The 19,950-nt window shown below is 68.2% G+C and carries 22 protein-coding genes; 10 read left to right on the plus strand and 12 right to left on the minus strand.

Features of this window, described 5'->3' with window-relative positions; genetic code table 11:
- Positions 1 to 171 precede the first annotated feature (171 nt).
- The 4 genes from P7L68_RS15320 to P7L68_RS15335 all read right to left on the minus strand — a co-directional run bounded on the left by P7L68_RS15320 (position 172) and on the right by P7L68_RS15335 (position 2,683).
- Complete coding sequence (locus P7L68_RS15320; RefSeq protein ID WP_372006491.1) at positions 172 to 954, minus strand: sulfite exporter TauE/SafE family protein; 783 nt, start codon at positions 952 to 954, stop codon at positions 172 to 174.
- 91 nt (positions 955 to 1,045) lie between these two features.
- Positions 1,046 to 1,441 carry an ArsR/SmtB family transcription factor gene (locus tag P7L68_RS15325; protein WP_372006492.1) on the minus strand — a complete coding sequence of 132 codons (396 nt, stop codon included), beginning with the start codon at positions 1,439 to 1,441 and terminating at the stop codon, positions 1,046 to 1,048.
- Positions 1,438 to 2,106 (minus strand): peroxiredoxin, encoded by a 669-nt coding sequence (locus P7L68_RS15330; RefSeq protein ID WP_372006493.1) that lies wholly within the window; start codon positions 2,104 to 2,106, stop codon positions 1,438 to 1,440. The genes P7L68_RS15325 and P7L68_RS15330 overlap by 4 nt, the downstream gene beginning before the upstream one ends.
- Positions 2,107 to 2,215: 109 nt before the next feature.
- Positions 2,216 to 2,683 carry an Lrp/AsnC family transcriptional regulator gene (locus tag P7L68_RS15335; protein WP_372006494.1) on the minus strand — a complete coding sequence of 156 codons (468 nt, stop codon included), beginning with the start codon at positions 2,681 to 2,683 and terminating at the stop codon, positions 2,216 to 2,218.
- Positions 2,684 to 2,827: 144 nt separating this feature from the next.
- Between P7L68_RS15335 and P7L68_RS15340 the strand changes: the two genes are divergently transcribed.
- From P7L68_RS15340 to P7L68_RS15350, 3 genes are all read left to right on the plus strand, one after another.
- Positions 2,828 to 3,448, plus strand: coding sequence for a LysE family translocator (locus tag P7L68_RS15340; protein WP_372006495.1), 621 nt, complete (start codon positions 2,828 to 2,830; stop codon positions 3,446 to 3,448).
- Between the two features lie 216 nt (positions 3,449 to 3,664).
- Positions 3,665 to 4,891, plus strand: coding sequence for an HdeD family acid-resistance protein (locus tag P7L68_RS15345; RefSeq protein WP_372006496.1), 1,227 nt, complete (start codon positions 3,665 to 3,667; stop codon positions 4,889 to 4,891).
- Positions 4,888 to 6,072: an MFS transporter gene (locus P7L68_RS15350; protein ID WP_372006497.1), complete on the plus strand. Its 1,185-nt coding sequence runs from the start codon at positions 4,888 to 4,890 to the stop codon at positions 6,070 to 6,072. Before P7L68_RS15345 ends, P7L68_RS15350 begins: the two co-directional genes overlap by 4 nt.
- Before the next feature lie 14 nt (positions 6,073 to 6,086).
- Here P7L68_RS15350 and P7L68_RS15355 read toward each other — a convergent pair whose 3' ends face one another.
- From P7L68_RS15355 to P7L68_RS15375, 5 genes are read right to left on the minus strand one after another with little or no spacing between them, the layout of a single operon-like run.
- Positions 6,087 to 6,467, minus strand: a complete 381-nt coding sequence (locus tag P7L68_RS15355; protein WP_372006498.1) for an ACT domain-containing protein — start codon at positions 6,465 to 6,467, stop codon at positions 6,087 to 6,089.
- A 29-nt stretch (positions 6,468 to 6,496) separates the two neighbouring features.
- Positions 6,497 to 7,081: a peroxidase-related enzyme gene (locus P7L68_RS15360; protein WP_372006499.1), complete on the minus strand. Its 585-nt coding sequence runs from the start codon at positions 7,079 to 7,081 to the stop codon at positions 6,497 to 6,499.
- Positions 7,082 to 7,129: 48 nt separating this feature from the next.
- On the minus strand, positions 7,130 to 8,122 hold the full coding sequence (locus tag P7L68_RS15365; RefSeq protein WP_372006500.1) for an MDR family oxidoreductase: 993 nt from the start codon (positions 8,120 to 8,122) through the stop codon (positions 7,130 to 7,132).
- A gap of 29 nt (positions 8,123 to 8,151) precedes the next feature.
- Positions 8,152 to 8,832, minus strand: coding sequence for a TetR/AcrR family transcriptional regulator (locus P7L68_RS15370; protein ID WP_372006501.1), 681 nt, complete (start codon positions 8,830 to 8,832; stop codon positions 8,152 to 8,154).
- Between the two features lie 41 nt (positions 8,833 to 8,873).
- The gene (locus P7L68_RS15375; RefSeq protein WP_372006502.1) at positions 8,874 to 9,785 is read right to left on the minus strand and encodes a LysR family transcriptional regulator; all 912 of its coding nucleotides are present in this window, start codon (positions 9,783 to 9,785) and stop codon (positions 8,874 to 8,876) included.
- A gap of 96 nt (positions 9,786 to 9,881) precedes the next feature.
- On the opposite strand from P7L68_RS15375, the gene P7L68_RS15380 reads away from it, so the two are divergent.
- From P7L68_RS15380 to P7L68_RS15395, 4 genes are all read left to right on the plus strand, one after another.
- Positions 9,882 to 10,349: an ester cyclase gene (locus P7L68_RS15380; RefSeq protein ID WP_372006503.1), complete on the plus strand. Its 468-nt coding sequence runs from the start codon at positions 9,882 to 9,884 to the stop codon at positions 10,347 to 10,349.
- The gene (locus P7L68_RS15385) at positions 10,346 to 11,260 is read left to right on the plus strand and encodes an alcohol dehydrogenase catalytic domain-containing protein (RefSeq protein ID WP_372006504.1); all 915 of its coding nucleotides are present in this window, start codon (positions 10,346 to 10,348) and stop codon (positions 11,258 to 11,260) included. The genes P7L68_RS15380 and P7L68_RS15385 overlap by 4 nt, the downstream gene beginning before the upstream one ends.
- Before the next feature lie 106 nt (positions 11,261 to 11,366).
- A complete protein-coding gene (locus P7L68_RS15390) occupies positions 11,367 to 11,939 on the plus strand; it encodes a DUF2975 domain-containing protein (protein WP_372006505.1) in 573 nt (190 codons plus the stop codon).
- Positions 11,939 to 12,145 carry a helix-turn-helix transcriptional regulator gene (locus P7L68_RS15395; protein WP_014745016.1) on the plus strand — a complete coding sequence of 69 codons (207 nt, stop codon included), beginning with the start codon at positions 11,939 to 11,941 and terminating at the stop codon, positions 12,143 to 12,145. Before P7L68_RS15390 ends, P7L68_RS15395 begins: the two co-directional genes overlap by 1 nt.
- A gap of 66 nt (positions 12,146 to 12,211) precedes the next feature.
- Here P7L68_RS15395 and P7L68_RS15400 read toward each other — a convergent pair whose 3' ends face one another.
- Positions 12,212 to 12,919, minus strand: a complete 708-nt coding sequence (locus P7L68_RS15400) for a glutathione S-transferase N-terminal domain-containing protein (protein WP_372006506.1) — start codon at positions 12,917 to 12,919, stop codon at positions 12,212 to 12,214.
- 47 nt (positions 12,920 to 12,966) lie between these two features.
- Positions 12,967 to 14,289 (minus strand): DUF763 domain-containing protein, encoded by a 1,323-nt coding sequence (locus tag P7L68_RS15405; protein ID WP_372006507.1) that lies wholly within the window; start codon positions 14,287 to 14,289, stop codon positions 12,967 to 12,969.
- A 125-nt stretch (positions 14,290 to 14,414) separates the two neighbouring features.
- Between P7L68_RS15405 and ftsH the strand changes: the two genes are divergently transcribed.
- The 3 genes from ftsH to ilvD all read left to right on the plus strand — a co-directional run bounded on the left by ftsH (position 14,415) and on the right by ilvD (position 19,084).
- Positions 14,415 to 16,229 carry an ATP-dependent zinc metalloprotease FtsH gene (gene ftsH / locus P7L68_RS15410; RefSeq protein ID WP_372006508.1) on the plus strand — a complete coding sequence of 605 codons (1,815 nt, stop codon included), beginning with the start codon at positions 14,415 to 14,417 and terminating at the stop codon, positions 16,227 to 16,229.
- Positions 16,230 to 16,315: 86 nt separating this feature from the next.
- On the plus strand, positions 16,316 to 17,299 hold the full coding sequence (locus P7L68_RS15415; protein WP_372006509.1) for a zinc-dependent alcohol dehydrogenase family protein: 984 nt from the start codon (positions 16,316 to 16,318) through the stop codon (positions 17,297 to 17,299).
- Positions 17,300 to 17,410: 111 nt separating this feature from the next.
- Positions 17,411 to 19,084 (plus strand): dihydroxy-acid dehydratase, encoded by a 1,674-nt coding sequence (gene ilvD / locus P7L68_RS15420; RefSeq protein WP_372006510.1) that lies wholly within the window; start codon positions 17,411 to 17,413, stop codon positions 19,082 to 19,084.
- Positions 19,085 to 19,109: 25 nt separating this feature from the next.
- On the opposite strand, the gene xth is transcribed toward ilvD, so the two are convergent.
- Positions 19,110 to 19,943, minus strand: a complete 834-nt coding sequence (gene xth / locus P7L68_RS15425; RefSeq protein WP_372006511.1) for an exodeoxyribonuclease III — start codon at positions 19,941 to 19,943, stop codon at positions 19,110 to 19,112.
- Between the last annotated feature and the right edge of the window lie 7 nt (positions 19,944 to 19,950).

The following is a 19,950-nucleotide window of genomic DNA, read 5'->3' on the forward strand; positions in this document are numbered from 1 at the left end:
TAATTGAGAAGACAGTCGGACCACGGCGCGGAACGGGCCGCGTGGCGTGGCCTTGACGGCCGGATCAGCCGGTGGCCGGGGACGGGACCATGGGGGTTTCCTCCTGTTCTTGATGTGTCTGGTTCTGGATGTGTCTGGTTCTGGACGGCCGCGGCGGCGCCCGGCCCCGCATCAGAGTGCGAGGCCGAAAGCGGCGGCGTTGCGATAGAGCATGTAAAGGGCCACCACGAAGACGAGGCCGGCGAAGATGCGGTTCAGCGCCGCCTTGCGCGTGGCCAGCCGGCAGGCGAGCTGCATGCCGAGATAGCCGCCGGCCAGCCCGCCGGCGATGTATTCGACGGCAATCGGCCAGTCTACCAGGCCCGAGACGGCGTAGTTGGTGGCCGTGGTGAGGCCGAGGGCGCCGACGGCGAGCAGGGACGAGCCTACCGCATCCAGCATCGGCATGCCGGTCGAGAAGATCAGGCCCGGCACGATCAGAAAGCCGCCACCGATCCCGAAGAAACCCGACAGCAGGCCGACACAGGCGGCGGCCGGGATCACCAGCGGCAGGCGCCGTGCCTCCTCCTGATCGCCGGGTGCGGCGTCACCGCCGCGGCGGAGCATCAGCACCCCCACCACCATCATCAGCAGGGCGAAGAGGAAGAGCAGGCGCTGGCCGTCGACATCCTTGCCGATCCACGACCCGATGGCGGCGCCACCGGCACCGATGACGGCGAAGAGCCCGGCATCGCGCCAGCGGACATTGCCGGCCCGGGCATGGCTGGCGAAATTGGCGAAGGCATTGAACGAGACGGCGAGCGCGCCCGTGCCGATCGCCGCATGGGGCGGCAGGCCCACGACATAGAGCAGCAGCGGTGTGGCCATGATCGAGCCGCCGCCGCCGATCAGACCCAGCGTGAAGCCGACGAGGCCGCCTGAGGCGACGGCGAGGGCCGGTTGCAGTACCATCATGGTCGGGCTCCTTTCACCCGGATGGTCGCGGGGGCGCGTATCTGCCCGGCGGCCGTGATCTGTGGCTTTGTCTATGGTTTGCGGTTGAGCGTCACCGCTCCCCCACCACGGCGAAGGTCGCGGCCGGCGTCAGGCGCCGTGCGTGTGTGGCAGGTCGGGCAGAGGGTGTGGAGGTCGGGATGGAAGCCGGGGCGGCGTCGGCGCCGCCGAAGCCCTGCCGCAGCAGACCCAGAAGCTGTTCGGCATGGCCGGGGGTGACCCGGTAGAAAATCGTCCGGCCTTCCCGCCGGCCGGTGATCAGCCCGGCCTCGCGCAGCTCCCCCAGATATTGCGACAGGCTGGGCTGGCGAATGCCCAGCGCGTCCTCGATCCCGCTCACCGCGCATTCACCCTCCATCAGGAAGAAGGCGACACGCAGCCGGGCCGGATGGGCGAGCACACGCAGCCGGGCGGCACCTTCGGTAACGGCTTCAGGGTCCAGGCTCATCCGCGGTCTCCGGTCGGGTCGCCGGACAGGGGGCCGGTGCGGAAATACCAGTCGGTTCCGGGCGCCTGGCTGTCGAAGAGGGTGTCGGGCGAGATGTCTACCGGCAGGATCACGTCTTCGCCCGGCATCCAACCCTCGGGGGTGGCAACGTCATGGGCGTCGGCTGTGCGAAGGGCCGCGACCAGACGCAGCAGTTCCGCGACATTGCGGCCCGTGGTCATCGGGTACCAGCTGATGGCGCGGATGATGCCGGCCGGGTCGATCACGAAGGCCGCACGGACCATCGAGGCATCGGGTGCGTTGGGGGCAATCATCCCATAGGCGCGGGCGATGGCCATCGACGGATCCTCGACGATCGGGAAGGGGATCTTCACCCCGAACTGATCGTGGATGCTGCGGATCCAGGCCACATGCGAGAACAGGCTGTCCACCGACAGTGCCAGCAGATCGCAGTCCAGCGCCGCAAAACGGTCGGCCGCCCGGGCAAAGGCGATGAACTCGCTGGTACAGACGGGCGTGAAATCCGCGGGGTGCGAGAACAGCAGCAGCCAGCGCCCGCGATAATCGGCAATCGCCCGGTCGCCCATCGTCGTCCGCGCCCGGAACTCCGGGGCGGGGTCGTGAAGCAGGGGCGGACCCCGGTGGGCGATGGGCTGGTCGGTCATCCCGGATCCTCGCGGATTGGCGTCTTTGATATTCTATGGATTGGTATACTGATAAAATATGAAAATGCCAGGCATGAGTCCAGGCAGGAAATTCAGGTGCTTGCGCCGGTCAACGCAGGGGTAGGGCGACGCTCTGCTTGACGGTCTGGCTGGGGACGTCGGTCTTGATGTTGCGCACCCCCTTCACCCGGCTGAGGTGGTTGGCCTGGAAGCGGCGGTAGTCGTCCAGGTCGGCGGCAACCACCCGCAACAGCGCGTCGCAATCGCCGAGCATGATGTAGCACTCGACCACCTCGGGAAATTCACGCACCGCTGCAATGAAGCGGTCGATGGTTTCGGCATCCTGCGTCTCCAGCCAGATCCGGGCGAAGAGCGACAGCGGCAGACCGATCTTCGCCGGGTCGACCACGGCGGCGTAGCGGCGGATGATCCCGGCCTCTTCCAGCAGCCGCACCCGACGCAGGCAGGGAGAGGGCGACAGCCCCACCTCGCGTGCCAGCTCCACATTCTGCATCCGGCCGTCGCGCTGCAGGGCGCGGAGGATCCGCTTGTCGATCTCGTCCAGTTTCATTGGCATGTTCCGCGGATTTATAGGATCTGACCGGCATTGAGTGCCAAGTATCAGATTGCAGTTGGCATCTTCGCAACCCGATTGCCGGGGTTGGTGGTTATTGTTTCCCCATCGACCTCCGGTGGCGGAGGCGTGGCAGGGGGCGTGCACATGGGTTGGGAGTGGATGGCCTCGGTGGTGGTCTTCGCGATCGCGATGTCGGCGACGCCCGGACCCAACAACACCATGCTGACGGCGTCAGGGGCCAATTGGGGCTTTCTGCGCAGCCTGCCGCACATGGCCGGCATCAGCCTGGGCGTGACCGTCATCCTGGCGGTGGTGGGGGCCTTCGGTTCGCCGCTGGTGGCGGCGCCGGGGGTGCATGCGGTGCTGAAATGGGTGGGCGTCTGCTATCTGCTCTGGCTGGCGTGGAAGATCGCAACCGCCCGGCCGGCGCCGGAAGGCACGCCCGTCGGCCGCGGCGGGCGTGGCCGGCCGCTCAATATCCTGGAGGCGGCCGCCTTCCAGCTGGTCAACCCCAAATTCTGGGTGATCGCCGCCAGCGCCATGGTGACCTATGTCGGAGAGGGCGGAGAGGGCGGCGGCGCGCTGTTGCCGGCGATCACTCTTGCCCTGGTCTTCGGTGTGGTCACCTTCCCGTGTTCGGTGCTGTGGACGCTGGTCGGCGTGGGGGCCGGCCGGCTGCTGCGCACGGCGCGGGCGCTTCGGGTCTTCAACATCGTCATGGCGGCGCTGCTGGTCGCTTCGCTGATACCGATCGTCCGGGAATGACGCCGGACGGTCGACAGCGGTTGGCAGGGCAGCGGCAGAGGATTGACGCCGGTCGCGGATCGTGGGCCCAATCGGCAACCTGAACCAAGCCGACTCTCTGTCCGGTGCCCCGTGCTCAAGCTTGCCTTTCTTCTCATCGGTCCCGATGCATTCAAAGCGCGATGGTATGCGCTCGCTGGTGCCGGCGCCTTTCTGCTCGTCCTTGCAGCGGCCCTGATGACGGGGCTGTCGCCCGCGCTGACCATTGCGACCTATCTGGCGCTCGGCCTGGGTTTCCTGGGCTCGGGCCTGCTGATGGCGGTGGTCGCCCTGGCTTCGGCCGGGCCGCGCCGCTGGCTGGCCCTCACCCGGCCGATGATGTCGATCCTGGCCGGGCTGCTGATCCTGGGCACGGCCTTCGAAACCGGCTGGCTGCTGTCGACGGCCTTTGCGATCGCCTTCATCCTGGACGGTGCGTTCCGCATCCTGATGACCCTGCTCACCCGTTTCACCGGCTGGGTCACCTCGATCGCCTGCGGCGTCGCCGAGCTGGTCCTGGCGGTGATGATGCTGGCGGGCTGGCCGTTTTCGGGGGCGTGGAACGTACCGTTCTGCATCGGCCTGTTCATCGGCCTGTCGGGCTGGCTGCTGATCCGGCTGGGCCTGCTGCTGCGCGGGCTGGAGGACGAGGCCGCGATCCTGCTGCTGCCGGTCTTCTCGGGGCGCGGCTGGTATGATCATGCCCCGGTGCTGATCGGCGAGGCCCCGCCGCGTGGCCCCGACGATCCGCCGATCGTGGTGCGGATCTGGATGCCGGCGGGCCCCGACCGGACCCGCGCGGGCCGGCCGGTCATCGATCGCTATCTGGGCGCGCAGGATGACGAAGGCGTGTTCTCGGGTGGCCATGCCTCTCTGGAACTGGCGCCGGATGTGTATATCAGCCACTGGCCTGCGACCGATTTCGACCTGAACGGCCGCGGTTTGATGACCGTGTTCAGTTCGCGCGCCGATAACGACATGGCCGGCAGCTTTCAGCGCAGCTATGACGAAGAGGCGGCCGACTGGCGGCCGGCCGATCTCAGGATCGAGGTCCACCGCTTCAACCCGCGGCGACTGAAGGCGTTCTGGGCCGGCTACAAGCAGGATGCCACCTACAACGTCACCAACCGCAACTGTTCGGTGGTGGTGGCGGCCGGGCTGGATGCGGCGCTGGAAGGCGTGCTGGCCGGGCGCCACCCCTGGCTGCGCCTGCTGGGGCTGATGATCGATCCCGATCTGTGGGTGGCGGCGATGATCCGCACCCGGGCCTCTTCAATGACCTGGACGCCGGGGCTGGTGCTGGACTATGTCCGCACCCTGGTCCGGATCGTGGAGCGGCGTGACCTGTCCTGGGGCCGGCGTTTCCGCGGCTTTCTGGGGCGGGTCGATGGTGAGATCACCGACAGGGGAGCGCCGGCTGCATGACCGGAACCGAAGCGACCGCGACCGAAGACGGTGCAAGCGAAGGGGCGGCGGCCCCGCAGGGCAATCTGCTGTCGCGGGCGGCGGTCATTGCCACCGCAACCATGTTCGGCCTGACCTATTCACTCAGCGCGGCGCTGATCGCGCTCGATCTCGACCGGCGGGATCTGGAGCCGGCGGCGATCGGGGCGAATGCCGCGATGCATGCGCTGGGCGTGCTGGCCATGGCCTTCCTGCTGCCGCGGGTGGTGCCGCGTCTCGGCATCCGCCGCATGGTCATCCTGTCGCTGGTGCTGGCGGCGGTGGTGCTGGTGCTGTTTCCGGCGACGCCGGTCTGGGTATGGTTCGTGCTCCGCCTGCTGCTCGGGGCCTCGTCCGAAACCCTGTTCGTGCTCTCGGAAACCTGGACCAATGCGCTCGCCACCGAACGCACCCGCGCGCAGGCCATGGCGATCTACACCGCGGCACTCTCGGTTGGCTTTGCGGCCGGCCCGGCCATCCTGGCGGCCATCGGCTCGGAAGGCACGACCGCCTATGTCGTCGGTGCGGCGATCGCGGCCGGTGCGGCGCTGTTCGTCGCGGCCCCCAAAGTGAGGGCGCCGGCCTTCGAACACCCGGTGAAGAAAAGCCCGCTCTACTTCATGCGGCTCGCCCCGGTCGCGATTGCGGCGATCATGCTGAATGCGGCGCTCGAAACCTCGGGCCTGTCGTTCCTCGCCCTCTATGCCGGCAATCTGGGTTGGAGCGAGAGCGGGGCCACGGGGCTGATGTCGGTGATGATGGTGGGCGCCATCCTGCTGCAGCTGCCGATCGGCTGGATCGGCGACCGCATGGACCGGATGCTGCTGGTCCGGATTCTGGCGGTGATCGCCGGGCTCGGCGCCCTGGTCTGGCCGCTGGCGCTGGGCCATCAGATCGTGACCTGGGTGCTGCTGTTCGTCTGGGGCGGTGCCTTCGTCGGCGTCTATACCATCATGCTCGCGGTGGTCGGCAGCCGCTTCAAGGGCGGCGACCTGGTCGGCATCTATGCGGCGATGGGGTTGATGTGGGGCGTGGGCGCCCTGCTCGGGCCGGTGCTCGCCGGGGCTGCCATGGATGTCACCCGCCACGGCCTTGCCTTCTTCGCGGCGACCGCCTGCTTCGCCTTCGTGGCGGCAAGCCTGATCAGGCCCCGGGTGGCCTGATCAGGAAGGGGGGCTCATCCGATCCGGTGGCCAGCGGCCCTGAGCGCTGCAATTACCCGCTCCCGGTCGGCCACCTGGACCAGCAGATAGTCGGTATCGAAGGTCGAGACCAGGAAGATGCCGATCCCGTCGGCCGCCAGCGGTTGCAGGACCGCGGCGGCGATGCCGGTCTCGTCGAAGGCGAACGGGCCCTGGAACTTGAAGCAGGACCAGGCCCGGTCCGCCCTGACATCGTCGGGCACCCGCCCGGCCAGGCACACCACCGACAGCTCGTCGGCGGTGCGCGAGATCGACACGAAACCCGGCCCGTCGGCCCAGCCGGGAATGGTTGCAAGGGGGTCGAGCCGGGCGACCGCATAGGTTCCGGACAGGGGGAGGAGGGTGATCTGTCTCATGATCCGGAACTTCTGCAGGCAGGGTATGATCAGCGGCCGAGGGTGTAGAACTCGTCGTTCGGCCGCATGCGGGTGACATTGGCCATGCGGTTGGACAGGCCGAAGAACGAGGCGATGCCGGCAATGTCCCAGGCATCCTCTTCGGTGAAGCCATGGGCGGCGAGAGTGACGAAATCCTCTTCTTCCACCGCATAGGCTTCGAACGACACCTTCATCGCGAAATCGAGCATAGCCCGCTGACGCTCGGTGATGTCGGCCTTGCGATAGTTGATCGCCACCTGATCCGCGATCAGCGGGTTCTTGGCCCGGATGCGCAGAATGGCGCCATGGGCGACCACGCAGTACTGGCACTGATTGGCATTGCTGGTGGCGACCACGATCATCTCGCGCTCGGCTTTGGTCAGGTTGCCGGGCTTGTCCATCAGCGCATCGTGATAGGCGAAGAAGGCACGGAATTCATCCGGCCGGCGCGCCAGTACGACGAAGACATTGGGAATGAAGCCCGATTTCTCCTGCACCTTGAGCAGGCGGTCGCGGATGTCTTCCGGCATCTCGTCGAGCGAGGGAACCGGGAAGCGGCTGATCGGCAGGGCGGCGGGTGCGGTGTTGGTCATGGCGGGGCGTTTCCGTTGGGGAGGGATTCTTGGGGGCGGCGCCGAGCGTCAGCCGAGCTCCGGGTTGACAGGCACGACCACGCGGCCGCGGACCTTGCCTTCGAGGATGCGGGCGGCGGTCGGGATCACCTCGTCGAAGCCGATTTCGGTGGTCAGCGCGTCGAGCAGGGCCGGGTCCAGATCGCGGCCGAGGCGCTGCCAGGCTTCCAGCCGGTCGGGCCTGGGGCACATCACACTGTCGACGCCGGCAAGCGTCACGCCGCGCAGGATGAAGGGGGCGACGGTCGCGGGCAACGACATGCCGCCTGCCAGGCCGCAGGCGGCGACCGTGCCGCGATACTTCATCTGGGCGCAGATATTGGCGAGGGTCTGGCCGCCGACCACGTCGACTGCACCGGCCCAGCGCTCTTTCGCAAGCGGCTTGCCCGGTTCGGCAAAGGGGGCGCGGTCCATGATCTCGGCGGCGCCGAGCCGCGTCAGATAGTCGGCCTCCTCGGGCCGGCCGGTCAGGGCCACGACCCTGTAGCCGAGTTTCGCCAGCACGGCGACGGCCACCGAGCCGACACCGCCTGCCGCACCGGTGACCAGCACCTCGCCCTTATCGGGCGTGACGCCATGACGCTCCAGCGCCAGCACGCAGAGCATGGCGGTATAGCCGGCCGTGCCGATGGCGGCCGCCTGACGCAGGGTGAAGGGGCTGGCGAGCGGCACCAGCCAGTCGCCCTTCAGCCGGGCCTTGCCGGCAAGGCCGCCCCAATGGACTTCCCCCACGCCCCAGCCGTTCAGCACCACCCGATCGCCGGGCTTCCAGTCGGCATGGTCCGAGCTTTCGACCACACCAGCCAGATCGATGCCGGGCACCATGGGGAAGCTGCGCACCACCGGACTTTTGCCGGTGATGGCGAGGCCGTCCTTGTAGTTCAGCGTCGACCAGCCGACCTTGACCGTGACATCGCCGGCGGGCAGCCGGTCGTCGTCGAGATCGGTCTGCCGGGCATGGTAGCCGCTGTCGTCCTTGTCGATCAGGATCGCCTTGAACATCGGGGGAGAGGCTCCGTTCGGGTGATGGTTCAGTTGGATGACGTGGCCGGCACTGGCGGCGGCGCATGGCCGAGCAGGGCGAAGAAGCCGGCAGCGAACAGCCGGAGCGGCGCCGGGTCGCGGTCGAGCTTGGTGCGCAGCACCGCCCCTTCCCAGCCGATCCAGAAGAAGGCGGCCAGGCGGTCGCAGTCATGGGCCGCATCGATGTCACCGGCCGCCTGTGCCGCCCGCAGGCAGCGGGCGGTGCGGGCCTGCCAGTCCAGGAACACCGCGGCGATCTGCGCGCGGAAGCCTTCGGGCAGGGTGCCCATCTCCTGGCCCAGATTGCCCACCAGGCAGCCGCGCCGCCAGCCGTGGCGGGCCATTCCCGCCTCGGCATCGGCGATGAAGCCGCCAAGCCGGGTGATCGGCGTCAGGCTGTCGTCCAGGAACCAGCGGTCGAGCTTGCGGGCGAAATAGGCCGCATAGGCGTCGATCAACGCGGCGCCGAACGCCTCTTTGCCGTCGAAGTAGTGGTAGAAGGATCCTTTCGGGATGCCGGCGGATTTCAGGATCTCGTCCAGCCCGACCGCCGAAAACCCCTTCTCGGTGAGGATCGCGACGCCGGAGCGCACCAGCCGCTCCCGCGCATCGGCCAGCCCGGCCTTGGGCGGGCGGCCCCGGCGGCGGGCAGGCGTGGCGGGGGCGGCAGAGATGGTGGCGTCGGTCATGCGGTGAATTTAGACCGATCGTCTCTAAAATAACAAGACCTCTATTCAGGGGTGATCCCGGCGGCGACCTCCACGACCTGCTGACGCAGCCAGCGACAGGCCGGATGGTCGTCGGCGCGCCGGTGCCAGAGCAGATGGAAGGGAACCGACGGCAGAGGCAGGGGTGGTGGTGCCGCGACCAGATCCGGCCGGCCGTCTGCGACCACGCCGGCCATGACGGTGGCGACGAGATCGGTCTCGGCGACGATTGCGGGCACGGCGTACATCTGCGGCAGCATCAGGCCGATCCGGCGGCGGAGCCCGCGGGCCTGAAGCGCCTGGTCCACCAGGCCGAAGCCGTCGCCTTCGGGCGAGACCAGCAGATGGCGAGCCTCCAGAAAGGCCGTCAGATCGGCGAGGGCGGCTTCGGCCGGCCCGCCTTTGCGGGCGATGCAGACGAAGGGCTCGACGAAGAGCGGCCTGGACAGGATCCGCGCCTCGGGGCCCGGGGGCACGCCGACGGCAAGATCGGCGACGGCGTCGTCCAGCAGGCGGATCGCCTCATCCCGGCCCTGGAAGCCCAGCACCCGCAGGTCGATTCCGGGGGCCGCCGTCGCCAGCCGCCGGCCCAGTCCCGGCAGCAGCCGGTGGGCCGGATGCTCCGACAGCGCAAGCGTAACCCTGGCCGTGGTCGCGCCCGGGTCGAAGCCGGGCGCGATGTCGAGCGCCGCATCGATCGTCTCCAGGACCTGGCGAAAGGCGTGGGTCAGATCCAGCGCCCGCGGGGTCGGCGCCAGACCCCTGGGGCTGCGGATGAACAATTCGTCGCCGGTGGCACGGCGCAGCCGGGCAAGGGCTGCGCTCATCGCCGGTTGGGTCAGCCCGATCCGCCGGGCTGCGCGGGTGACGTTGCGCTCGGCCATCAAAGCCTGGAAGGCCGCGATCAGGTTGAGGTCGAAGCCGTTATGATCCATGAAATCTATGCCCTCATATGATTACCATTGATTTTGATGATGACATGGGTGGCCCTACCTTCTCCATCGTCACCCGATGATGGAGGCCTGACGCCTATGGACATCGCCCGCATTCCCCCGACCGAGGCTGCCGGCCTCAGCCCTGGCCGCCGAGTTGCGCTGGAGCATCTCTATGGCGGTTTGGGCACCGACGAGGTCGACCTCGTCGACCTGGCGTTGACGCCCGACTGGCAGGACATCCCCCCGATGCCGGGGCAGGTGCCCGGACCCGAGGGCATCAAGCCGATTTTTCGCATGCTGAGAGAGGCCATTCCCGATCTCGCGGTCGAGATCAACGAGGTGCTGGCCGGCCCCGATCGGGCGGTCGTGCGGCTGACCGCGACCGGCACCCATCTGGGGCCGCTGTTCGGTGTGCCCGCCGGCGGCCGGCGGATCAGCTTCGCGATGCACGACTTCCACCGCTTCGATGGCGAGCGCATCGCCGTCACCCGCCATATGGAAGATCTGTTCGGCCTGTTCACTCAGATCGGCGCCTGGCCTCTGATGGAAGGAGCGGGGGCATGACCCGAAGCCTGGTTCTCACCCGTATGGGTGCCGCGCCCGAGACTGGTCTTGCGGAGCTGATGCCGCGGGAGCCGGGGCCGGGCGAGGTCCGTATCGCCATAGAGGCGGCGGCGTTGAACCCGCTGGATGCCAAGCTTGCCCTGGGTCATCTCGCCGACTGGTTTCCGATCGTGCCGCCCTGGGTGCCGGGCACCGATTTCGCCGGCCGGGTGGTGGCCGTCGGCGCCGGCGTGACGGGTTTTGCCCCGGGGGACGAGGTCTTCGGGCGCAGTGATCCCGTTGCCGGCGGCGCCTTCGGGCCCGCGATCACCCTGCCGGCCGGCTTCGTGGCGCGGCGCCCGGCGGGGATCGATGCCGCAACCGCGGCGGCCCTGGTCACACCGGCAGCCATTGCGCTGCAGGCGCTGGACGAGACGGCCGGTGCCGATGGTCCGCTGGTGATCCTGGGCAGCGGTGCGGTCGGCGCCGCGCTGGTGCAGATCGCCCGCCGCCGACGTGCCGTAACGGTCAGCGGCCGCCATGCCGCCCGGCTTGCGGCGCCGGGGGTACAGGTGCTTGTGGCAGAGGGGGGCGACCTGACCGCCGCTATCGCCGGGGCAGCGGTGGTGATCGACACCGTCGGCGGCCCGCGTCAGCGACAGGTGCTGGCCTGTCTGCGCCCCGGTGCCCGCTTCCTGGCCATCGCCGAGCCGCTGCCCGGGGATGCGGCGGTACCTGCGGGCGTCGAGGCCGGTTTCGCGGCTCTGGCAGGTGGCGGCGGTCAGCTCGATCGGATCGCCGGACTGGCGGCTGATGGCGTGCTGGTCCCCGAGATTGCGAACCGTTTCGGGATCGGGGATGCGGCGGCCGTGTTCAGCGCCTGGACGGATGGGCGTCTTCCGGCCCGTCAGGTGATGGTGCAGCAGGGGTGACCGGTAGGTCGGAATCGGGATTGGCGGCAAAATTTTTCTGTAAAACAGAAAATTTTTGCTGCAACATGCGGGCATTGATGGATGCACAGCCAAGAGGTGACGGATCATGCGCCTGCCCGCTGCCAATCAGACGCCAGATGACGATGGCAAGGGCCGGGAGGACGTGGCCCTCTGCCGCCGCAGCCATCGCCTGGCGCATCTCTGCGCCGTTTTTGCCGTGGCCCTGCCGGTTGGTGTGGTCGTGAGCTGTGCGGCGGGGCAGGTGCCGGACCTTCCGGGCCTGTCGAAGACGATCGACCTTGCGGCGCTGGTCTGGTGGCAGGTCGGCATCGTTCTGGCCGGCATGCTGGCGCCGGTGCTGCCGGTCAGCCTGGCCCTGCTGGTGGCACGGCGCTGCTTTCTGGCCGTCGGCCGGGGAGCCATCTTCACCCTGGAGACGGTGGCCGCCCTTCGGCGGATCGCCGGTCTGGTGACGCTTGGCGGGATTGCGGGGCTGATCGCACCGACGGTGGTGGTGCTGGGGGCGACCGTTCTGGCGGCGCCCGGCCAGCGTCAACTGGCGATCAGCATCAGCAGCGGGCCGCTGCTGACCCTGGTGCTGGGGGCCGTGGTCTATCTGATCGCCGACATCATGCATCGGGCAGCACGCATGGCGGAAGACCATGCTCAGATCGTCTGATGGCGATCGTCGTGCGTCTGGATGTGATGCTGGCCCGCCGCAAGATGAGTTCCCGGGATCTGGCGGCGCAGATCGGTATCACCGAGGCCAATCTTTCGCTGTTGAAGCGCGGCCATGTGAAGGGCATCCGCTTCGAGACGCTGGAGAAGATCTGCGAGGCGCTCGCCTGCCAGCCCGGCGACCTTCTGGAGTATGAAGCGCCCTGACGACGACAAGGGGCCCGGGCGGTCGGCCGGGCCCCTTGTCGTTGCGTCATCCGGGCGAAGCGCCGGTCAGGCCGGCCGCTTCGGGATGTCGAGACCCCGCTGCACCGCCGGCCGGGCAAGGCCGCGCTCCAGCCAGGCCGGAACGTTGACCAGCTTTTCGAAATGGACCAGATCGCCCGCGCCATAGAAACCGATCAGGTTGCGCACCCAGCCGAGCAGCGAGATGTCGGCGATGGTGTAGTCGCCGCCCATGATCCAGTCGCGACCGTCGAGCCGGGTTTCGAGCACACCGAGCAGGCGCTCGCTCTCGGCGCGGTAGCGCTCCAGCGGGCGCTTGTCCTCAATCTCGCGGCCGGCGAATTTGTGGAAGAAGCCGAGCTGGCCGAAAATGGGCCCGACCGCGGCCATCTGGAAGAAGACCCACTGGATGGTCTCGATCCGGGCAATCGGATCGGCGGGCAGAAAGCGGCCGGTCTTTTCCGCCAGATAAAGCAGGATCGCGCCGGATTCGAACAGACCGACCGGCCGGCCGTCAGGGCCTGCGGGGTCGATGATCGCCGGGATCTTGCCGTTCGGGTTGAGCGACAGGAAGTCCGGCGTCCAGGTCTCGTCGTTCATGATGTCGATCAGATGTGCCTCGTAGGGCAGGCCGGTCTCTTCCAGCATGATCGACACCTTCACGCCATTGGGCGTGGCCAGGGAATAGAGCTGGATGCGATCCGGATGGGCGGCAGGCCAGCGGCGGGTGATCGGGAAGGCAGAGAGATCGGCCATCGGGGCGTCCTTCGAGCGGGCGGAACGGGCGGGCAGAGGCGGTCATCCTAGGCGGGCCGGCGGCGGCTGTCTGTCCTGCCTGCCGGAAACGCACCGTTCCCCGGCGTACCGGTATGGTCTGTGCGGGATGCACTTTCCGCCGGCGGCTCGTGCCCGAAAACGCTCCGGCCGCCATAGTCGTGGGATCGGCGGCGTTCCTCGGCGATGAAGGCATCGAGCGACGGGCCGGTGGCACGCCGTTCCAGCCGCCGCGCCTGCGCATCGAGGCGGCGGATGGCGTCGAGCTTTTCGTCATGGCCGAGGGATGCGGCTTCGACCGCCGATTTCATCACCTGAATGGTCCGGTCATAGACCAGCACCGGCACCGGGAAGGGCTGCCGGTCCTTGCCGCCATGGGCGAGCGAGAAGCGCGCCGGATCGTCGAACCGGCACGGGGCGCCGTGCACCACCTCGGCGACTATGGCAAGCGAGCGTACCGTCCGGGCGCCGACGCCCGGAACCATCAGCAGTTCGGCAAAATCCCGCGGCCCTGCCTCTGCGGCAGCGGCGAGCGCGCCATGCAGGCGGCGCAGGATCACGTCTCCCGGCCGGACATCGTGACGATCGGGCATCACCAGATGCGGCAGTTCAGGCTGGGCTGTGGCGGGTCGGGGCGGGGCGGGCGGAGTAAGGGCCGCGGCTTCCCGGACGATGCCGTCCGGCCCCAGATCCCGCAGCAGATCCAGCTGTCCGATGCGCGAGGCGGCGGCGCGGCGGTCGGTGAGATTGACGATCCGGCCCTGATTGCGGCCGTCGATGGCGGCATGTGGGGCCTCCACGAAACTCTTCAGGTCTTCCGACAGCCAGTGATAGCGGCGGGCAAGACGGGTGCCGTCGTTCATGCCCTGCTGCACCACCACCCAGCGCCCGTCATCGGCGACCACGAAACCGTGGAGATACAGGTCGAAGCCGTCCTGCACGGCGGCGCTGTCGACCTTGGCGATCATCCGGCTGGTTTGGGCAAGCGCGCTGCCGTCGAGGCCGGTGCGGTTGCCGACCGCCAGAAGTTCATCGGGGGTGGCGCGGGAATGGCGGCCGCGGCCGCCGCAGACATGCAGGCCAAGCTCTGCCGAAAGCGGCGTCAGCCCGCGCTTCAGCGCCCCCAGAACCGAGGTGGTGATCCCCGAGGAATGCCAGTCCATGCCCATCACCGCGCCGAAGGACTGGAACCAGAAGGGGTGGGCGAGACGGCGGAGGAACTCGTCGCGACCGTAATGCAGGATGATCGCCTGCGCGATCACCGTGCCGAGCTTCGTCATCCGCTGGCCCAGCCAGGCAGGTACCCGGCCGCCATGGAGCGGCAGATCGGCACTGCCGGCGCGTCTGGACATGGGGAGCGGCTCCGGAACGAAAGGGAAACATCGACATCCTAACCATCCGGGGTGACGGATGGCAAGGTGATCGGATGCAGATGGTGTTAGCATCGCGGCAGATTGCACGACAAAGGTGACGGGTGATGGAGAAGAAGACCCGGTTCCATCTCTGGTACTGGTTCGCCGCCCTGTTTGCGCTGCTGGTGTTCCAGTACGTCTTCACCACCGCCCGGCAGGTGGCCGAAATTCCCTACAGCCGGTTCGAGACCTATCTGGCCGAGGGGAAGATCGCCGAAGTCGCCGTGTCGGACCGCTTCATCCAGGGCACGCTGAAGGAGCCGCTGGAAGGCGGCCAGACCCGCTTCGTCACCACCCGTGTGGAGCCCGATCTCGCCCGCCAGCTTCAGGACAAGGGCGTGGTGGTGACGGGGCAGGTAGAGAACACCTTCTTCCGCGACCTGCTGTCATGGGTGCTGCCGGTCGCCCTGTTCGCCGGCGTCTGGATCTTCATCCTGCGGCGGATGGGGGCGGGGCTGGGCGGCGGCATGATGCAGGTCGGCAAGAGCAAGGCGAAGGTCTATGTGGAGCGCGATACCGGCGTCACTTTCGACGATGTCGCCGGTGTCGACGAGGCGAAAGACGAGCTGAAAGAAATCGTCGCCTTCCTGAAGGATCCGAAGGGTTATGGCCGGCTGGGCGCGCGCATGCCCAAGGGGGTTCTGCTGGTCGGCCCTCCCGGCACCGGCAAGACCCTGCTCGCCCGGGCGGTGGCGGGTGAGGCGGGGGTGCCGTTCTATTCGATCTCGGGGTCTGAATTCGTCGAGATGTTCGTGGGCGTGGGGGCGGCACGGGTGCGCGACCTCTTCGCCCAGGCGCGCGAGCGGGCGCCGGCGATCATCTTCATCGACGAGCTTGATGCGCTTGGCCGGGCGCGTGCGATCGGGCCGATGTCGGGCGGCCAGGACGAGAAGGAACAGACCCTCAATCAGTTGCTGGTCGAACTCGACGGCTTCGACCCGTCATCCGGTCTGGTGCTGCTGGCGGCGACCAACCGGCCGGAAATCCTGGACCCGGCCCTGATGCGCGCGGGCCGTTTCGACCGTCAGGTGCTGGTCGACCGCCCCGACAAGCCGGGGCGCATCCAGATCCTGAACGTGCATATGAAGAAGGTCGATCTTGCCCCGGATGTCGATGCGGCGAAGGTGGCGGCGCTGACGCCGGGCTTTACCGGCGCCGATCTTGCCAATCTGGTCAATGAGGCGGCCCTGCTCGCCACCCGCCATGGCCGGGATGCGGTGACCATGGCGGATTTCAACGATGCCGTGGAGCGGATCGTTGCGGGGCTTGAGAAGCGCAACCGCCTGCTGAACCCGCGTGAGCGCGAGATCGTCGCCCATCACGAGATGGGCCATGCGATCATGGCGAGCGTGCTGCCCGGGGTCGATCCGGTGCACAAGGTCTCGATCATCCCGCGCGGCATCGGCGCACTGGGCTATACCATCCAGCGGCCGACCGAGGACCGCTTCCTGATGACCCGAACCGAGCTTGAGAACAAGATGGCGGTGCTGCTGGGGGGCCGGGCGGCGGAATGGGTGGTCTATCACCATCTTTCGACCGGGGCGGCGGACGACCTGGCCAAGGTGACCGACATCGCCCGGGCCATGGTGACCCGCTATGGCATGTCGGAGACGCTGGGGCAGGTGGCGCTGGAGCGTGACCGGCGGTCCTTCCTCGGCCCCGAGGATCTGACCGGCATGCCACGGCCGCGCGACTTCTCCGACGCGACCGCGGCGGCGATCGATGCGGAGGTCCGCCAGATCGTCGATCGGGCCTTCGAGCGGACGGTGACTGCGCTGACCGAGCGTCGCGCGCTGCTCGACCGTGCCGCCCGCCGGCTGCTGGAAGAGGAAACGCTGGATGGCGAGGCTCTGAAGGCAATGATCGCAGGCACCGCCTGACCGGATTTGACCATGGTCAAATCGCCGCCGCCGGCCCTGTGCGACAGTGCCTGCCAGGGTGACGGCACCGGGCGCGAGGTGGCGAGATGAAGGCGATGGTTCTGCAGCGGCCGGGAACGGCCCTGGTGATGGAGACGCGGCCTGATCCCGAGCCGGGGCCCGGGCGGATTCTGGTCCGCGTGCTGGCCTGCGCGGTCTGCCGCACCGATCTGCATGTGGTCGATGGCGATCTGCCGGACCCGAAGCTGCCAGTGGTGCCGGGGCACGAGGTGGTGGGCGTGGTCGAGGCGCTGGGTGCCGGTGTCGACCCGTCGCTCGCCGGGAAGCGGGTGGGCGTGCCCTGGCTGGGGCATGCCTGCGGCACCTGCCGCTATTGCGGCATGCGGGCCGAGAATCTGTGCGATGCCCCCGAATTCACCGGCTATACCCGCGATGGCGGCTTTGCGACCCATATGCTGGCCGATGCCGGTTTTGCCTTTCCGCTGGCCGATGATGCCGATCCGGTGGCAACGGCGCCGCTGATGTGTGCCGGCCTGATCGGCTGGCGGTCGCTCAAGATGGCGGGGGAGGCTGACCGGATCGGGCTCTACGGCTTCGGCGCTGCCGCCCATATCATCGCCCAGGTCTGCCGCTGGCAGGGGCGCGAGGTCTTCGCCTTCACCAGCCCTGGCGACAGCGCGGCGCAGGCCCATGCCCGGGCGTTGGGCGCGGTGTGGGCGGGCGGGTCGGACCAGGCGCCGCCGGCGGAACTGGATGCCGCGATCCTGTTCGCGCCTGTGGGCCATCTGGTGCCGAAGGCGCTGGCCGCGGTGCGCAAGGGCGGCATCGTGGTCTGCGGCGGCATCCATATGAGCGACATTCCGTCCTTCCCCTACCGCCTGCTCTGGGGCGAACGCCGGCTTGTGTCGGTCGCCAACCTCACCCGTGCCGATGGCCATGAATTCCTGGAACTGGCGCCGCGTGCCGGCGTGAAGACGTCCACGATCATCTATCCGCTGGCCGATGCCAATCGCGCGCTCGACGATCTGCGCCATGGCCGCTTTCAGGGGGCGGCCGTGCTCGTGCCCTGACGGGTCCATGTCGCGTCGGAACCTGTTTCCTCCGGCCACCGATCCATCGACAATGGCGGATCGAAGCCGCAGCCCCGAATGCCGCGGCACAGAGCGGGAGGAGACGACGAGATGGCGAACAACCGGCGGTCCGCCAACATCACCCAGGGTGTGGCGCGTTCGCCCAACCGGGCGATGTATTACGCCCTGGGCTATCAGGCGGCCGATTTCGACAAGCCGATGATCGGCATCGCCAACGGCCATTCCACGATCACCCCCTGCAATGCCGGGCTGCAGAGGCTGGTCGATGCGGCGACGGCTGCGGTGAAGACGGCCGGCGCCAATCCGCAGGTCTTCGGCACGCCCACCATCTCCGACGGCATGGCGATGGGCACCGAAGGCATGAAGTACTCGCTGATCTCACGCGAGGTCATCGCCGACTGCATCGAGACCTGCGTTCAGGGCCAGTGGCTGGACGGGGTGCTGGTGGTCGGCGGCTGCGACAAGAACATGCCCGGCGGCATGATCGCGCTTGCCCGCTGCAATGTGCCCGGCATCTATGTCTATGGCGGCACGATCAAGCCGGGGCGCTGGAAAGGGCAGGATCTGTCGATCGTCTCGGCCTTCGAGGCGGTGGGCGCCTTCATGGCCGGCCGGATGTCGCAAGAGGATTTTGAGGGGGTGGAGCGCAATGCCTGCCCGTCGACCGGATCCTGCGGTGGCATGTATACCGCCAACACGATGAGTTCATCCTTCGAGGCGCTGGGCATGGCGCTGCTCTATTCCTCGTCGATGGCCAATCCGGACGAGGAAATCGTGGCGGGTGCTGCGCGGGCGGCCGAGGTGCTGGTGAAGGCGGTGGAGGCGAACCTCTGCCCGCGCGACATCATCACCCGCAAATCGATCGAGAATGCCGTGGCGCTGATGATGGCCACCGGCGGTTCGACCAATGGCGTGCTGCATTATCTGGCGATCGCCCATGCCGCCGGTGTGGAATGGTCGCTGGACGATTTCGAGCGGGTGCGCCGCAAGGTGCCGGTGATCTGCGATCTGAAGCCCTCGGGCCGGTTCATGGCGGTGGATCTGCACAAGGCCGGCGGTGTGCCGCAGGTGCTGAAGATCCTGCTGAATGCCGGGCTGATCCACGGCGACTGCATGACCATCACCGGCCGGACGCTGGCCGAGGAACTGGAGCATGTGCCGGATGAGCCGCGGGCCGATCAGGAGGTGATCCGTCCGATCAACCGGCCGATCTATGACGAGGGCCACCTGGCCATCCTGAAAGGCAATCTTGCCACCGGAGGCGCCGTCGCCAAGATCAGCGGCCTGAAGAATCCGGTGATCACCGGACCGGCGCGGGTATTCGACGACGAGCCTTCGGCCATGGACGCGATTCTGAGCGACCGGATCCGGCCGGGCGACGTGGTGGTGCTGCGCTATCTGGGGCCGAAGGGCGGGCCGGGCATGCCCGAGATGCTGGCGCCGACCTCGGCGATCATCGGCCGTGGGCTGGGGGAGAGCGTCGGGCTGATCACCGACGGCCGGTTCTCGGGCGCGACCTGGGGCATGGTGGTCGGCCATGTGACGCCCGAGGCGAGCGAGGGCGGCACCATCGCGCTGGTCAGGGAGGGCGACGAGATCACCATCGACGCCCATCGCCAGCTGATCCAGCTGAATGTCGACGACGCGGAACTGGAGGCCCGGCGGGCAGCATGGACGCCGCCCGCACCGCGCTATACCCGCGGCGTGCTGTCGAAATTTGCAAAGCTGGCCCGCCCGGCGAGCGAAGGGGCGGTCACCGACTGAGCCCCGGGGAAGGTGAGCTGCCGTCTCAGGCGGCGGCTTCGCCTTCCGGCACGCCATAAGGGGCGTGGATGCGGGCCTGATCGGCCAGCCGTGCCCAGACGGGCGTGTGGTCCGATGCCTTGTCGCGGCCGCGCGGCGCGCGGTCGATATCCGCGGCCTCCAGCCGGTCGCAGGCCTCGGGCGAGAGCAGCAGATGGTCGATGCGCAGCCCGTGATCCTTCTGCCACATGCCGGCGCGGTAATCCCACCAGCTGTAGCGGCCGGCTTCGGCATGGAGCGCGCGGAAGGCGTCGGTCCAGCCCTGGTGGAGCACGGCGCGGTAGCGGCGGCGCTCTTCCGGATGGAACAGCACGTCGCCGGCCCAGCCCTTGGGGTCGTAGAGATCGCCGGCCTCGGGCGCGATGTTGAAATCGCCGCCGATCACCGTCGGGCGGCTGGCGTCATCCAGCATCGAGCGGGCATGGGCGGCGAAAGCATCGAGGAAGGCGAGCTTGTAGGGGAACTTCTCGGACGTTACCGATTGACCGTTCGGTACATAGACGCTGGCGACCCGGATACCCCGGTCGCCGATCGCCACCGTGCCCTCGATCCAGCGCGCCTGCTCGTCCTCGAAGCCGGGCAGGCCGCGGGTGACGTCGGTGATCGGTGCCCTGGCCAGAATCGCGACGCCGTTATAGGTCTTCTGGCCATGGGCCGCGAAATGGTAGCCGGCCGCCTCGATTTCCGCCGCCGGGAACTTGTCGGTTTCGAGCTTCAGTTCCTGAAGCAGCACGATATCCGGCGTCGCTTCGGCCAGCCAGTCGAGCACGTGGCCGAGGCGGGCCTTGAGCGAATTGACGTTCCAGGTGGCGATGATCATCGGGGGC

The organism is Tistrella mobilis (assembly GCF_041468085.1).
Classification (GTDB): Bacteria; Pseudomonadota; Alphaproteobacteria; order Tistrellales; family Tistrellaceae; genus Tistrella; species Tistrella mobilis_A.